Source organism: Sphingomonas sp. CCH21-G11 (genome assembly GCF_001555965.1).
Classification (GTDB): domain Bacteria; phylum Pseudomonadota; class Alphaproteobacteria; order Sphingomonadales; family Sphingomonadaceae; genus Sphingomonas.
Genome location: NZ_LSHX01000046.1, coordinates 1 through 14239, shown reverse-complemented (window position 1 = coordinate 14239; position 14239 = coordinate 1). Strand labels below are relative to the sequence as shown.

General features: G+C 68.1%; 13 protein-coding genes. 5 read left to right on the top strand and 8 right to left on the bottom strand.

Annotation, left to right across the window (positions count from 1 at the left end; translation table 11 throughout):
• Positions 1-249: 249 nt before the first annotated feature.
• Both ispH and hpnH read left to right on the top strand, forming a co-directional pair.
• Entirely contained in the window at positions 250-1209 is a 960-nt protein-coding gene (gene ispH, locus AX676_RS12315; protein ID WP_066476859.1) for a 4-hydroxy-3-methylbut-2-enyl diphosphate reductase, read from the top strand.
• Between the two features lie 12 nt (positions 1210-1221).
• The gene (gene hpnH, locus AX676_RS12310; protein WP_066476862.1) at positions 1222-2367 is read left to right on the top strand and encodes an adenosyl-hopene transferase HpnH; all 1146 of its coding nucleotides are present in this window, start codon (positions 1222-1224) and stop codon (positions 2365-2367) included.
• A 99-nt stretch (positions 2368-2466) separates the two neighbouring features.
• On the opposite strand, the gene AX676_RS12305 is transcribed toward hpnH, so the two are convergent.
• Genes AX676_RS12305 through hpnA form a run of 7 tightly spaced genes read right to left on the bottom strand, consistent with a single transcriptional unit; the run spans position 2467 to position 10237 of the window.
• Positions 2467-3111, bottom strand: coding sequence for a phosphorylase family protein (locus AX676_RS12305; protein WP_066476865.1), 645 nt, complete (start codon positions 3109-3111; stop codon positions 2467-2469).
• A gap of 57 nt (positions 3112-3168) precedes the next feature.
• Positions 3169-5145 carry a squalene--hopene cyclase gene (shc, locus tag AX676_RS12300; RefSeq protein WP_066476868.1) on the bottom strand — a complete coding sequence of 659 codons (1977 nt, stop codon included), beginning with the start codon at positions 5143-5145 and terminating at the stop codon, positions 3169-3171.
• On the bottom strand, positions 5145-6395 hold the full coding sequence (gene hpnE / locus AX676_RS12295; protein WP_066476869.1) for a hydroxysqualene dehydroxylase HpnE: 1251 nt from the start codon (positions 6393-6395) through the stop codon (positions 5145-5147). Before hpnE ends, shc begins: the two co-directional genes overlap by 1 nt.
• Positions 6392-7234 (bottom strand): presqualene diphosphate synthase HpnD, encoded by an 843-nt coding sequence (hpnD, locus tag AX676_RS12290; RefSeq protein ID WP_269450171.1) that lies wholly within the window; start codon positions 7232-7234, stop codon positions 6392-6394. The genes hpnE and hpnD overlap by 4 nt, the downstream gene beginning before the upstream one ends.
• Complete coding sequence (gene hpnC, locus AX676_RS12285; protein ID WP_231726117.1) at positions 7231-8100, bottom strand: squalene synthase HpnC; 870 nt, start codon at positions 8098-8100, stop codon at positions 7231-7233. Before hpnC ends, hpnD begins: the two co-directional genes overlap by 4 nt.
• A complete protein-coding gene (locus AX676_RS12280; protein WP_066476871.1) occupies positions 8097-9242 on the bottom strand; it encodes a glycosyltransferase in 1146 nt (381 codons plus the stop codon). Before AX676_RS12280 ends, hpnC begins: the two co-directional genes overlap by 4 nt.
• Positions 9239-10237, bottom strand: coding sequence for a hopanoid-associated sugar epimerase (gene hpnA / locus AX676_RS12275; RefSeq protein ID WP_066476873.1), 999 nt, complete (start codon positions 10235-10237; stop codon positions 9239-9241). Before hpnA ends, AX676_RS12280 begins: the two co-directional genes overlap by 4 nt.
• Positions 10238-10440: 203 nt before the next feature.
• Between hpnA and hpnI the strand changes: the two genes are divergently transcribed.
• The 3 genes from hpnI to AX676_RS12260 are packed head-to-tail and all read left to right on the top strand — an operon-like array spanning position 10441 to position 14010.
• Entirely contained in the window at positions 10441-11577 is a 1137-nt protein-coding gene (gene hpnI, locus AX676_RS12270) for a bacteriohopanetetrol glucosamine biosynthesis glycosyltransferase HpnI (protein WP_231726118.1), read from the top strand.
• Positions 11574-13001 carry a hopanoid biosynthesis associated radical SAM protein HpnJ gene (gene hpnJ, locus AX676_RS12265; protein ID WP_197417149.1) on the top strand — a complete coding sequence of 476 codons (1428 nt, stop codon included), beginning with the start codon at positions 11574-11576 and terminating at the stop codon, positions 12999-13001. The genes hpnI and hpnJ overlap by 4 nt, the downstream gene beginning before the upstream one ends.
• A gap of 25 nt (positions 13002-13026) precedes the next feature.
• A complete protein-coding gene (locus AX676_RS12260; RefSeq protein WP_066476878.1) occupies positions 13027-14010 on the top strand; it encodes a lysylphosphatidylglycerol synthase domain-containing protein in 984 nt (327 codons plus the stop codon).
• 36 nt (positions 14011-14046) lie between these two features.
• On the opposite strand, the gene AX676_RS18330 is transcribed toward AX676_RS12260, so the two are convergent.
• Positions 14047-14239: hypothetical protein (locus AX676_RS18330; protein ID WP_231726119.1), on the bottom strand; the 193-nt coding region annotated here is incomplete at its 5' end.

Here is a 14239-nt window from a genome sequence, read left to right as displayed (position 1 = left end):
TTGTCGAAAAAACAGCAAGTTTCATTTTCTTGCTCCAATGAATAGCCTGTCCGGTAAGCCTGTCACGTCGTTCGACTACCGCTATTGATGACATGGATAGATTGGTTCTACAATTTTTACGACGGCTCTAGTCTGCGATTGCAATATTTTGTTCATTGTTTTGAAAAACGGGCAAAGTGGCGCGTCGGAGCAATGGGTTTCGGATGCGACGGCGCGGAGATCATCTCCGCGCGGGGAATGAGGTGAGCAATGGCGATACAGGTCATCCTCGCGCAACCGCGTGGATTCTGCGCGGGGGTGGTGCGGGCGATCGAGATCGTCGGGCGCGCGATCGAACGTTACGGCGCGCCGGTCTATGTCCGCCATGAAATCGTGCACAACCGGCACGTCGTCGACACGCTGAAGGCCAAGGGCGCGGTGTTCGTCGATGAACTGGACGAGATTCCGGACGGCGGCCGCACCATCTTCAGCGCCCATGGCGTCGCGCGCGAGGTGGAGGCGGTGGCCGCGTCACGCCGGCTGCCGGTCCTCGACGCGACCTGCCCGCTGGTGACCAAGGTCCATCTGCAGGGGCGGCGCTATGCGGCGGCGGGACGGACCATCGTGCTGATCGGGCACGAGGGCCATGCCGAAGTGGAGGGAACGATCGGCCAGATCGACGCGCCCGTGCATCTGGTCGGCACCTGTGCCGATATCGAGAAGCTCGACCTGCCCGACGACGAACCGATCGCGTACATCACCCAAACGACGCTCAGCGTCGACGACACCCGCGATGTCATCGCCGCGCTCGAGCGGCGCTTCTCCGACGTGGTCGGCCCCAATGTCTCCGACATCTGCTATGCCACGCAGAGCCGGCAGACGGCGGTGCGCGACCTGTGCCGCGTCGCCGACGTACTGCTGGTCGTCGGATCGCCGAACAGCTCCAATTCCAATCGCCTGCGCGAGATCGGCGTCGATCTCGGCTTGCCCAGCTATCTGGTCGCCGACGGCAGCGCGCTTGATCCCGCCTGGTTCGACGGGGTCGAACGCATCGGCTTGACGGCAGGGGCGTCTGCCCCCGATACGCTGGTCGAGGATGTCATCACGGCGTTGCGGCGGATTGCGCCGATCGAGGTCTCGACGCTCGACGGCATCGTCGAGACGGTGGAATTCAGTCTGCCGCCCGAGCTGCGCCACGTGGTGCAGGCCAACTCGATCGCCGCCGAATAGGGCTGGAAAAAAATGGGTCTGCCGCTTCCGCTCCTCGCCCGCATCGGCGGCTACACGCTCCGGCGGCATCTGGCCGGGGGCAAATATCCGCTCGTGCTGATGCTCGAGCCGCTGCTGCGCTGCAATCTCGCCTGCCCGGGCTGTGGCAAGATCGATTATCCCGACGCGATCCTCAACCAGCGGCTGAGCTATGACCAATGCATGCAGGCGATCGACGAATGCGGCGCGCCCGCCGTGTCGATCGCGGGGGGCGAGCCGCTGCTCCACCGCGACATGCCGCGCATCGTCGAAGGTTATGTGCGCCGGAAGAAGTTCGTGATCCTGTGCACCAACGCGCTGCTGCTCAAGAAGAAGATCGACGATTACCGGCCGTCGACCTTTTTCACCTGGTCGATCCATCTCGATGGCGACAAGGGCATGCACGACCACGCGGTCGATCAGGACGGCACCTATGAAGTCGCGATCGAGGCGATCGAGATGGCAAAGGCGCGCGGTTTCCGCGTCCAGGTCAACTGCACCGTGTTCGACGGCGCAGACCCCGACCGGCTGGCGGCGTTCTTCGACGAAATGGCGGCGCGCGATGTCGAGATCACGATCTCGCCCGGCTATTCCTATGAGCGTGCCGCCGATCAGGCGCATTTCCTGACGCGCGAACGCACCAAGAATTTCTTCCGCGACGTGTTCCGCCGGGGCGATGGCGGGCGCAAATGGGCGTTCACCAACTCGCCCCTGTTCCTCGATTTCCTCGCGGGCAACCAGACCTATGAATGCACGCCCTGGTCGATGCCGTTGCGCACCGTGTTCGGGTGGCAAAAGCCCTGCTATCTGGTCGGCGAGGGCTATGTCGACAGCTTTGCCGAGCTGATGGAGGGCACCGACTGGGACCAGTATGGCGTCGGCAAATACGCGAAATGCTCGAACTGCATGGTCCATTGTGGGTTCGAGGGCACGGCGGCGACCGATGCGATCCGCCACCCGCTCAAGATGCTCAAGGTCGGACGCAAGGGCGTGCGCACCGAAGGTCCGATGGCGCCCGATATCGACCTGTCCAACGCAAGGCCGGCACAGGACGTCCATTCCAGCCATGTCGAGCGCGAGCTGGAGCGGATCAAGGCGGCGGACCCCGAAGGTTACAAGCGGGTGCAGCGCGCAGCTTGAGGCAGAAGCCAAATTACCGTCATTGCGAGCGCAGCGAAGCAATCCAGCGGTACCATTTGCGGCTCGGCTGGATTGCTTCGCTGCGCTCGCAATGACCGCTCAGTTCTGTTGGGTTAAGCGCAGGGCCTGACTTAGCTGCGCCAGCGATGTGAACGCCGCCTCGGCGCTCCGCCCGGTCCGGATCAGCGCCGGCAGTTGCCCCGGTCGCCGTGCGAGCGACGCCAGCACCTTGCCCAGCGCCATCGATCCATCGGGGTTCATCCCGACCAGCGCGGCGGGGGGCAGGGTTTCGTGCGCCGTGTCGGATATGGCGCGGATGGCGAGGAAGGGCAGGCCGTACCGCGCCGCCACCCGCGCGGCGACGTGCGATTCCATGTCGACCGCCATGGCGCCGGTGGCGGCGTGGAGCGCGGCCTTTTCGATCGCGCGCGCCGCGATGCGATCCTGACCGACGATCGTGCCGTAATGCGCGTGGGGGAGGGCGGCGCGCATCCGTACAAGCCCCTCCGCGACCCGTGGGTCAAGGGCGTGGGGCATGGTGCAGTCGACGACCACGTCGCCAGCCACCAGCGCGGGATCCAGCCCACCCGCGATCCCGCTCGAAACGATCATCGTCGCACGCGCCGCGTGCGACGCCAGCATCATCTCCAGCCGCGCCGCATCGCCGCCGCCGGGGACGGCGATCACCCCGGGCCGGCCAAGGATCTTGGCTTCCCGCTGCAACCCGCAGGCAATCAGGATCACGGCCTGCCCCTTATGCCCCGGCCGTCAGAGCCGGGAAAATGGCGAAGATCGGCCCGCTCACATTCCCCATGCGACGATCTTCTGGTTCGACCGCTTCAGATTCCGATACCGCGCGACTGCCCAGAGCGGGAAGTATTTCGGGTAGCCGTGATAGCGCAGGTAAAACACGCGCGGAAAGCCGCCGCCGGTATGCTGTTCCTGCCCCCACAGCCCGTCCGCTTCCTGGTTGGCGACCAGCCATTCGACCCCGCGCGCGACCGCGGGATGTTCGACCAACCCCGCGGCCATGAGCGCGAGCAGCGCCCAGGCGGTCTGCGATGCGGTCGACGGTGCCGGGGTGTAGCCGGCATAGTCGAGCGCATAGCTGTCGCAATCCTCGCCCCAGCCGCCGTCGGCATTCTGGATCGCCACCAGCCAGTCGGCGGCGCGGCGCATGCCCGGATGATCACCGCCGCGCCCGGCTGCGTTTAGTGCGCACATCACCGACCAGGTGCCGTAGATGTAATTGACCCCCCAGCGCCCGAACCATGATCCATCCGCCATCTGTTCGGCGTCGAGGAAACCGAGCGCAGCCTTCATTCGCGGGCTGTCGGTTTCGCCGAGCTGCGCCATCATCGACACGCAGCGCGCGGTCACGTCGCTGGTCGGCGGATCGAGCAGCGCGCCGTGATCGGCAAAGGGGATGTTGTTGAGATAGTCATGGGTGTTGTCGGCATCGAACGCGCCGAAACCGCCATTTTTCGATTGCAGCCCGACCGTCCATTCATTGCCGTGATCGATCGCCTCATCGTAACCCCCGGCACCGACACCGGCAGGTGCCAGCTTATCGCGCGCGCGATCCATCGCCATCACCACGACGGCGGTGTCGTCGAGATCGGGGTAATGCGCGTTGTTGTACTGAAACGCCCAGCCGCCGGGGCGGATGCCGGGTTTCACCTCTGCCCAGTCGCCGCGCACGTCGGTGACCTGAAGCGGTTTCAGCCACGCTAGTGCGGCCCTCGCGCGCGCCTCATTCGCTTCGCCACCGGCCTCCAGCATCGCGTGCGCAGCGAGCGCGGTGTCCCAGACCGGCGAGACGCAGGGCTGGCAATAGGCCTCGTCGGCCTTCACCACGAGCAGCCTTTCCACGGACCTGCGCGCGATCGCCCGGTGCGGATGATCCTCGGGATAGCCCAGGCAATCGAACATCATCACGCTGTTCGCCATCGCCGGATAGATCGCGCCCAGGCCATCCTCGCCATTGAGCCGTTCGACGACGAAATCGACGCAGGCCTGCATCGCCTTCGCCCTTAATCCCCGGGGCCACAGCGGCTCGACCCGCTTGAGCACGATGTCGAGGCCGCCGAAAAGTATCTGCCAGGATCGTTTCGCGCCCGCCGCCTGGCTTTTCAGCGGCGCTGCCCTTTGGGTGTAGAGTTCATCGACCTTCACCCCCGACGGGTTCTTTGCCACCGGCTGCTTTGCGGCGAGCACGAGCAGCGGCACGATGACCGTACGCGCCCAATAGCTCATTTTCGACAGATGCACCGGGAACCAGCGCGGCAGCAGGATCAGCTCGACCGGCATCGTCGGCACCACCGACCAGCTGCCCGCGCCGAACAGCGCCAGCTGGATGCGCGTGAAGACATTCACCGCCGCCGCGCCGCCCGCCGCGTGGATCGCCGCGCGTGCGCGCGCCATGTGCGGCGCCTGCGGATCGTCGCCGATCATCTTGAGCGCGTAATAGGCCTTCACGCTGGCGGAGGTGTCGAACGCGCCGCCGTGGAACAGCGGCCAGCCATGATGTTCCGCCGACTGGATGCGGCGGAGATAATGGCCGATCTTGCCCTCGAGCACCGGATCGCGCGGTTCGCCCAGATAATGTTTGAGCAGAACGAATTCGGCAGGGATGGTCGCGTCCGCCTCCAGTTCGAACACCCAGTGGCCGTCGTCGCGCTGCGCGCGCGCAAGTGCGTCGGCCGCGCGATCGACGCTGCGGTCGATGGCGTCGTCATCGGTGGGGGTGGCGGCCCGGTTACCCGTCATCATGTGCATCAGCTGCGCGCCATGACGTGTGCGGCAGCGGCTTCGCCCGACCGCAGGGCCCCCTCGATCGTCGCGGGCAGTCCGGTACGGGTCCAGTCGCCCGCCAGCGCGAGGTTGCGCCAGCGCGTCGCGGTGCCCGGCCGCCGGGCATCCTGATCGGGGGTCGCGGCAAAGGTGGCGCGCTTTTCCTTGACGATCTGCCATGGCGGCATCGGCGCGTCGATCGCCAGCGCGGCGCAGATATCCGCCCAGAAGCGCGCCGCCAGTGTCGCGCGATCCTGATCGAGCAGGCGGTTGGCATCGCTGACCGTGACCGACAGGCGATCGCCAAAGGCGAACAGCCATTCCGCCGTTCCGCCGATCAGTCCCAGCATCGCCGGTGCCCCCGGGGGCGGTGCCATCGCGAAGTGGCCGTTGACGATCGCGCGGAACTGGTCGGGGGCGGACAGGCCGGGCAACAGGTCGGTCGCCACGCCTGCGGGCACTGCCACGACCACCTGATCCGCCGGGCCCAGCCCGACCGGGCCGTCGGCGAAGTCGAGCGCGCTCGCCCGATCGTCGGTCATCGCGATGCCGTGCAGCCGTGCGTTGAAGCGCACGCGCACCCCCCGCCGGTTGAGCGTCGCAAGCGCGGGATCGACGAAGGTTGCGGCAAGGGTGGTCGCGGCGATCCGCGGCTGGCTGGCGCGGCCGCCGCGCGCAAGCGATTCGCGGAGCACGGCCGCCGCGAGGGGTGCGGAAGCTTCCGCGACCGAGGTGTTGAGCGCGGCCACCAGCACCGGATCGATCAGGTGCGACCACAGCCGCCCTTGCGGACGGACCCGCGCCGCGATCACGTCGCCGTCATTGCCGACGAACAGCCGGGCGAGGCCCAGATAGTCGCGTGCGCGCGTGCCCGGCACCCGCCGTGCGGGGTCAAGGATCCACCAGGGCAGCGCGCCCTCATTGGCGGTCACCGTCCAGCGTTCCCCCGACCCGACGTCGTAGAAGTCGTAGGACGCCGCCACCGGCCCGGTCAGCGTGTCGGCGGCGCCGGTGGCGCAAAGGTAGCGCATCACTGCGCGGTTGCCCGACAGGACGAGGTGATTGCCATTGTCGATCACCCGGTCGAGCAGCGGGTCGTGATAGGACCGGCATCGCCCGCCGGCGTGCGCTGCGCTTTCGTGCACGACGACCTGTCGGCCCTGCGCGCTGATCGCCACCGCCGCACCCAGCCCCGCCAGGCCCGCGCCGATGATGTGCACGACGCCTTCGCTCATCGGAAGACGAGCAGCCTGAGTACCGTTGCGATCAGCCACAGCTTGTTGGTGCGCGGCCGGCGACGCGGCGGAGCCCAGCCAGTTTCCTCCATCCGCCGCAGCAGCCGGGCATAGGCGATGTCCATCAGCCTGGGCGCGATCAGGTGGCCGCGCGGCTTCGTCGTCAGGATGGCATGGGCGGCGGCGAAATGGCGTCGCGCCTCGGTCGCGACCAACCGTGCGGCAGGGTCGATCCCCGGCGCGGCGGCGACCTGGGCAGGGGTGGTTGGGATAATCCCCGCCGCCGCCAGCGCTTCGCGCGGGAGGTAGACGCGGCCGATCGCGGCATCCTCGTCGATGTCGCGCAGGATGTTGGTCAGTTGCAGCGCGCGGCCCAGATGGTGGGCCAGCATCTGGCCGGGCTCCGCGTCCATCCCGAACGCCCGCACCGAAAGCCGCCCGACCGCAGAGGCGACCCGGTCGCAATAGAGGTCGAGCGTCGCCGCATCGGGCCAGCGGATGTCGGCGTCCACGTCCATCATCATCCCGTCGATGATCGCGTGGAAATCGGCGCGATCAAGCTGGAAACGCACCACCGCCCCGGTGAGCAGTGCGGCGCGTCCGGGCGGCCCCCCGGCATAAAGCGCGTCGATGTCGCGTCGCCACGCCTGCAGCTCGGCGGCGCGCACAGCCCGGTCGTGACCCTGATCGTCGGCAATGTCGTCGACCGCGCGGCAAAAGGCGTAGATAGCGTACATCGCCTCGCGCCGCGCCTTCGGCAACACGCGCATCCCCGCATAAAAGGAACTGCGCGCCGCCTGCGCCGCCGGCACCGCGTCGATCGGGGCGATCGCGTTCACCGGCCCAGCACCAGATGGCGGCCGGCGGCGAACAACGCGATCCGCGCCGCGGTCGGCTTGCGGTGGTGGACGCGCTGCGCCAGCGGGTCGCGGGTGGACAGCAGGCGGACGAGATCGCGGGCGAGCGCGAGCATCGCGGCGACCTCCGCACCCAACCGCCGGTCGCGGATCGCGCCCGCAAATCCCGATGCCTGGTCGAGCAGCACATCGCAGCGCCGCGCCAGCGCGACGATCACCGCGCGCAGGGACGGTGACGCCGTCGGCGCGTCGAGATCCTCGATCCGCGCGCCATGCGCCGCCATCAAGTCGTCGGGCAGGTAGACACGGTCGAGCGCGGCACGGTCGCGCCCGCAATCCTGCAGATGGTTGATGACCTGAAGCGCGGCACACAGCGCGTCGGACTGCGCCCACAACGTCCGCGCCTCGCCATGCACGTCGAGCATGAACCGCCCGACCGGCATCGCCGACAGCCGGCAGTAATCGATCAGATCGTCCCAGTCGCGGGTGCGCGGCGTGACGCAATCCCGTTCGAATGCGCGCAGCAGGTCGTGCGCATGGTCGAGCGGCACGCCGGTTCCGGCCAATCCCCGGCGCAGCGCGAGCGCGGCAGGATCGGCGTCGCTGCGCCCGTCCAGCGTCGCGTGCATCGTCGCGAGCAGGGCGAGCTTTTCCTGCGCAGTCGCGTCCGGATGATCCGCCACGTCGTCGGCGGCGCGCGCAAAGCGATAGAACGCCATCACCGGTGCGCGCACCGCGGGGCGCAGGATCAGCGACGCCACCGGGAAATTCTCGTCGCGATGCCCCTTGCCCGACGCCAGATCGCGCGACGCCAGCATGGCCGGTTCGTGGCCCTGCGCGCCGATCATGGCATCACCGCCTGATGGCGGCCCTTCCACGCGCCGCCGCGACCGCGCGTGAACTGCCAGGCCGAATACAGCGTCGCGCCGGCGTAGAAGGCGGCGATCCCCGGCAAGGCAAGCCCCCAGAGCGGCGAGCAGCGATAGAAGCGCAGCATCGGCAGCAGCGCCAGCGCCATCAGCGCCCAGGCGGCCAGCCCGGCTGCCTGGGCCCATCCCGTTGCGAACAGCGCGAGCGCGGGCGGGGCGACATAGACGATCGCCATGCCGACGACGGTGCCGGCCAGCCACAACGGGCGATAGCCGAGCTGGGCATAGGCCGATCGCGCGATCATCGCCCCGATGTCGCCGAACCTCGGATAGGGGCGGATGCTGCGCGCGCGATCGGTCAGCCCGAGCCAGATCGGTCCCTGGCGCTTCATCAGCGCACCCAGCGCGCAATCGTCGATCAGCGCGCTGCGGATCGCCGCGATCCCGCCCGCACGCGCCAGCGCGCCACGGTCGACCAGCATGCACCCGCCCGCCGCGCCCGCCACGCGCCGTCGGGGATCGGACACCGCCGCGAACGGATAGAGCAGCTGAAAGAAGAAGACGAAGGCCGGGACCAGCATTCGCTCTGCCAGGCTTTCGCAGCGCAGCCGCGCCATCAGCGAAACGAGCACCCGGCCGTCCTGATGCGCGCGCGCGACCAGACTTGCCAGCGTATCGGGCGCATGGACGATATCGGCATCGGTGAACCAGATGAGGTCGCTGGGTTCATGCGTCGCGGAATGCGCGACGCCCTGCGCCATCGCCGCCAGCTTGCCGGTCCAGCCATTGGCCAGCGGTGCCGCGGTCATCACCGCCAGGCGCGGCGATCCCGCCGCCGCCCGCCGTGCAAGCAGTGCCGTGCCGTCGCTGCTCCCGTCATCGACGACCAGAATGTCGAAGCGCCCGGCATAGCGTTGCGCCACCAGGCTGGCGACCGCCGCGCCGATGCACTCCGCCTCGTCGCGCGCCGGCACGATCGCGGTGACGCTGGGCAGTGTGTCGGGCAGGGGCGGCACGACGCGGTCGGTTGCCCGCGCCAGCCAGAAGCCGTCGCGTCCGAGCAGCATCGCCAGCCAGATCGCCAGCGCGACGGCTCCCAGAAGGTTCGGCGCGATTGTCATGCGATCATCCCCGCGCCGCGAAACCAGGCGACCGCGTCCTCGATGCCGCGCGCATAGGGCCGCGCGCGATAGCCCAGTTCGGTTTCCGCCTTGGTCGACCGGAAATACATCCGGTCGCCCGCCATCCGCAGCGAATCGCGGGTCAGCATCGGTTCGCGTCCGGTCATCCGGGCCGCGATCTCGCTGGCCACTGCGACGGGATAGAGCGGCGCGCGCGGTAGCGCGACGCTGGGCGGCTTGCGCCCGACCGCGGCGGCGATGGTGGCGAGCAGCGCCTTCAGGCTGACATTCTGGCCGCCCAGAATGTATCGCTCGCCGATCCGGCCATGATCGAATGCGGCCAGATGCCCTGCCGCGACATCGTCGACATGGACCAGGTTCAGCCCGCTGTCGACATAGGCGGGCATCCGGCCCGACGCAGCCGCGACGATGATCCGGCCGGTGGGCGTCGGGCGGACGTCGCGCGGTCCGACCGGGGTCGACGGGTTGACGATGACCGCCGGCAGCCCGTCGCGCGCCACCATCGCCTCGACCAGTCGTTCGGCCTCGACCTTTGAGCGTTTGTAGCTGCCGACGGCCTGATCGGCGGTCGCGGCGGCCTCCTCGTCGACCGGGGCGCCGTCGGCGGACGGCTTCAGCGTGGCAACGCTGCTGGTATAGACGATGCGGTCCACCGCATGCGCGCGCGCGGCCGCCATGACGTTGCGCGTGGTGGTCAGGTTGTTGCGGACGATCTCCCCCGGATCGGCGGCCCAGATGCGATAATCCGCGGCGACGTGGAACACGCCCTCCATCCCGGCCATCGCGGCATCGACCGCCGTGGCGTCGTTGAGGTCGCAGGCCACGATCTCGGCATCGAGTTCGGCGATGTTGGTCCGCGGGCTCGTCGTGCGAACGGCCAACCGCACGCGATCCCCCCGGGCGATCAACGCACGCGCCACCGCCGAACCGACGAATCCGGATGCGCCCGTGACAAGGATTTTTCGCGCCGTCATCGACCCCGATTCTTCCCGTCGCGGACCCCGATTCCATTCGTCGTGAACGACATGCGGACGCGCCGCCCGCGCTGTCGGCACGCGCGCCGCCTGCGCCTGCCGGAAGCGTGCTTTCCTGCTGCCGTCGCCGCCGAAGACTAGACTTCGCGACGGTGCAATGGCAACCGGTGGCGGGTCCGCACAGCCGATGAAAAGGGCGGAAATTGGGGCTTTTTATTGAAATCCTGCTGCTAATGCTCGCGGGTCTCGGGCTGGCCTACACGCTCGCGGCGGCGATGCTGGTGCGCGCCCCGCCCCCGCCCCGAGCGGGGGACGGTCCGGTCGGGATCAGCGTGCTGAAGCCGCTCCATGGTGCCGAGCCCGCCCTCGCCGAGAACCTGCGCACGCTGTTCGCCCAGACCTGTGCGGGCGGCCTCCAGTTCGTGTTCGGCACCCGCGACGCGGATGATCCCGCGCTCGGCATCCTCGCCGATGTCCGGCGCGAATTTCCCGACGCCGACGTCGCGCTGGTCGTCGATCCGGCGCGCCACGGCGCCAACAACAAGCTGTCGAACCTGCTCAACATGGCTGGCCGGGTGCGCTATCCGCTGGTCGTCGTCAGCGACAGCGACGTGGCGACGCCGCCCGGGACGCTCGATGCGCTGGCGGCGACGCTCGCGGATCCCGCGGTCGGGATCGTCAGCTGCCTGCATCTCGGGCGCGGCGACAATGGCGGGTGGTCGCGGCTGGCGGCGATGGACATCAGCTATCGGTTCATGCCCAGCGTCATTCTGGGCCAGCGCGCCGGGCTCGCGCATCCCGTGCTCGGCCCGATGATGGCGCTGCGGGCCGACACGCTCGAACGGATCGGCGGCTTCGACCGGTTCAGGGACGTGCTGGCCGACGATTTCGAACTCGGTCGGGCGGTGCGGGCCCTGGGGCTCCGCGTCGCGCTCACCGGGCCCTTCGTTCTCCATGGGTGCAGCGAGGACAGCCTGGCCGCATTGGTCCGGCACGAACTGCGCTGGTCGCGCACGATCTTCACGATCGACCGGCCGGGTTTTGCGGGCAGCCTGATCACCCATGTCCTGCCCAATGCGCTGCTCGCCGCCACGGCGATGGGGTGGAGCGTGCCGGCGGCGGCGCTGGTCGTCGCCGCGCTGGCCGCCCGTTACCTGGTCAAATGGCGGATCGATCGTGTCGCCTGCTTTCGGGCGGCACCCGCCTGGTGGCTTCCCGCACGCGACCTGCTCTCATTTGCCGTGTTTCTTGCTACGTTTTTCACGCGCCGCGTTGATTGGCGCGGGTCACGCTTTAGGGTGACCCGCGACGGCAGGCTGATCCCGACGAGGTCCCGATGACGATGCGCGCGCTTTTCCTTCAGGCTCCGTCGTTTGACGGTTATGACGGCGGCGCGGGCGCCCGCTATCAGATGAAGCGGGAGGTGAAATCCTTCTGGTACCCGACCTGGCTGGCGCAGCCCGCCGCGCTGGTCGAGGGGTCGAAGCTGATCGACGCGCCGGCGCACGACCTGTCGTTCGAGGACATTGCGCCGGAGGCGATGCGCCGCGATCTCGTCGTGCTCCATACCTCGACGCCGTCGTTCCGCCAGGACGTGCGCGCGGCCGAAATGCTGAAGGCGCTCAACCCCGCGCTCAAGATCGGCATGATCGGATCGAAGGTCGCGGTCGAAGCGGAGGGCAGCCTGAAGGCCTCCGATGCGATCGACTTCGTGTGTCGCAACGAATTCGACTTCACGATCAAGGACATCGCCGACGGCATGGACTGGGACCGGGTCGACGGGATCAGCTATCGCGACCGCAACGGCGCGATCGTCCACAATCCCGACCGTGCCGTGCTGACCGATATGGATCAGCTGCCCTTCGTGACGCCGGTCTACAAGCGGGACCTGGTGATCGAGAAATATTATGGCGGCTATCTGAAGCACCCATATGTCAGCTTCTATACCGGGCGGGGGTGCAAATCGCGCTGCACCTTCTGCCTGTGGCCGCAGACGGTGGGCGGGCACAACTACCGCGTCCGTTCGATCGGCCATGTCATCGACGAGGTAAAGTACGTCCTCGGCGCCTTCCCGCAGATGAAGGAATTGTTCTTCGACGACGACACGCTGACCGACAACACCCAGCGTGTGGAGGCGCTTGCGGTCGAACTCGGCAAGCTCGGCGTCACCTGGTCGTGCAATGCCAAGGCGAACGTGCCGTACCGCACGTTGAAGATCATGCGCGACAACGGTCTGCGGTTGCTGCTCGTCGGCTTTGAAAGCGGCAACCAGCAGATCCTCCACAACATCAAAAAGGGGATGCGGGTCGAAGTCGCGCGTCAGTTCGCGAAAGACTGTCGCCAGCTCGGCATCGCCGTCCACGGCACCTTCATCCTGGGTCTGCCGGGCGAAACGCATGAGACGATCCGCGAGACCATGGCCTTTGCGCGCGAGGTCAATCCGCACACCATCCAGGTGTCGCTGGCCGCGCCCTATCCCGGCACCTTCCTGCATCGCCAGGCGACCGAGAATGGCTGGTTCGATTCGTCGGGCGATCTGCTCAACGACGACGGTAACCAGATCGCGCAGCTGAGCTACGATCACCTGTCGGCAGGCGAGATCTTCGACGCGGTCGAGGTCTTCTACAAGAGCTTCTATTTCCGCCCGAGCAAGATCGCCTCGATCGTGGGCGAAATGGTGCGCGACGGCGACATGATGAAGCGGCGACTGCGTGAAGGAGTCGAATTCTTCCGCTTCCTGCGCGACCGCAAGGAAGCGGCCTGACCCGTCGCGGCCGGGCCGTTCCGACATGAGCCGGGCCAATTGGGCGCTGCTCGCCGCCGTTGGCGTGACCATGCTCGGCCTGGCGGTCACGCTGGCACTGATCGGCGCGGTCGGCGCGCGTGACGTGCTGGCGGTGCTGGCGCGGATCGGCGCCGTCCCTTTCCTCGTCTACGCCGCCTACACGCTGTTCATCCTCTCGGTGCTCGGCCTGGCGTGGCAGGTGCTGACCCCCGGCCTGCCCGTCGCCACCTTCGTCTGGGCGCGGACGCTGCGCGAGGCGGCGACCAACTTGCTGCCCTTTTCGCAATTCGGCGGGATCGTCGTCGGGCTGCGCGTCCTGGTGGCCGGGCGCGTGCCCCAGCCGGTCGCCTATGCGTCCCAGGTCGCGGACCAGACCGCCGAACTGGCCGCGCAGCTGGTCTACACGCTCTATGGCGTCGCCGCGCTGCTGCTCGTCCTCAACGGGGCGGGCGGCGGCGGCGACGTGCGCCGGCTCGCGCTGGTCGGGCTGGCGGCCAGCGTCGCGATCATCCTGGCGTTCGCGTTCGCGCAGCGGCCGATGCTCGCGCTGGCCGCACGGATCGGCGGCGCGATGCTGCCGGGATCGGCGGCGACCCTGATCGAGGTGCGCGCCCGGCTCGATGCGATCTATGCGCGGCGCGGGCGGCTGATCGCGTGCTTCCTGCTCCACCTTCTCGCCTGGGTGGCGAGCGGGGCGGGCGCGGCGATCGTCCTCGACTTTATCGGGATCGAGATCTCGCTGCATGCGGTGATCGTCATCGAAAGCCTGATCTTCACGCTGCGCACCGCCGCCTTCCTCATCCCCGGCGGGGTCGGGGTGCAGGAGGGGGCTTACGTCCTGATCGGCCCGCTGTTCGGCCTGCCGCCGGAGGCAGCACTCGCGCTGTCGCTGGCCAAGCGCGCCCGCGACCTGATCGTCGATGTCCCCGCGCTCCTCGTCTGGCAGCTGGGCGAGTTGCGCTCGGTCGCGGCACGTCGCGAGCGGTAGCGGCTCGACCCCGGGCGGGCGCTTGGTCGATTATTGTCAAAAAGCGATGACAAACCGCAAGTCCCGTGCGGTTGACATGGACTTGCCGGGCTCGGTTTCGGTAGCTTTCGGCATTCCGGCAGGCCGCGTCGCCGCCGGGTCAAGGACGAATGCGGAGAAGTCGTCATGCCGACCACGCCCGACACGCCGTTGCTGGATACGGTTGCCACGCCCGAGGATCTTCGCAGGC

Bases quoted from the DNA above. Each gene is read 5' to 3' on its own strand.
- hpnH (WP_066476862.1), top strand. From the start codon at position 1,222: ATGGGTCTGCCGCTTCCGCTCCTCGCCCGCATCGGCGGCTACACGCTC.
- AX676_RS12280 (WP_066476871.1), bottom strand. From the start codon at position 9,242: ATGACAATCGCGCCGAACCTTCTGGGAGCCGTCGCGCTGGCGATCTGG.
- hpnE (WP_066476869.1), bottom strand. From the start codon at position 6,395: ATGAGCGAAGGCGTCGTGCACATCATCGGCGCGGGCCTGGCGGGGCTG.
- shc (WP_066476868.1), bottom strand. From the start codon at position 5,145: ATGCACATGATGACGGGTAACCGGGCCGCCACCCCCACCGATGACGAC.
- hpnC (WP_231726117.1), bottom strand. From the start codon at position 8,100: ATGATCGGCGCGCAGGGCCACGAACCGGCCATGCTGGCGTCGCGCGAT.
- hpnJ (WP_197417149.1), top strand. From the start codon at position 11,574: ATGACGATGCGCGCGCTTTTCCTTCAGGCTCCGTCGTTTGACGGTTAT.
- ispH (WP_066476859.1), top strand. From the start codon at position 250: ATGGCGATACAGGTCATCCTCGCGCAACCGCGTGGATTCTGCGCGGGG.
- AX676_RS12260 (WP_066476878.1), top strand. From the start codon at position 13,027: ATGAGCCGGGCCAATTGGGCGCTGCTCGCCGCCGTTGGCGTGACCATG.
- hpnA (WP_066476873.1), bottom strand. From the start codon at position 10,237: ATGACGGCGCGAAAAATCCTTGTCACGGGCGCATCCGGATTCGTCGGT.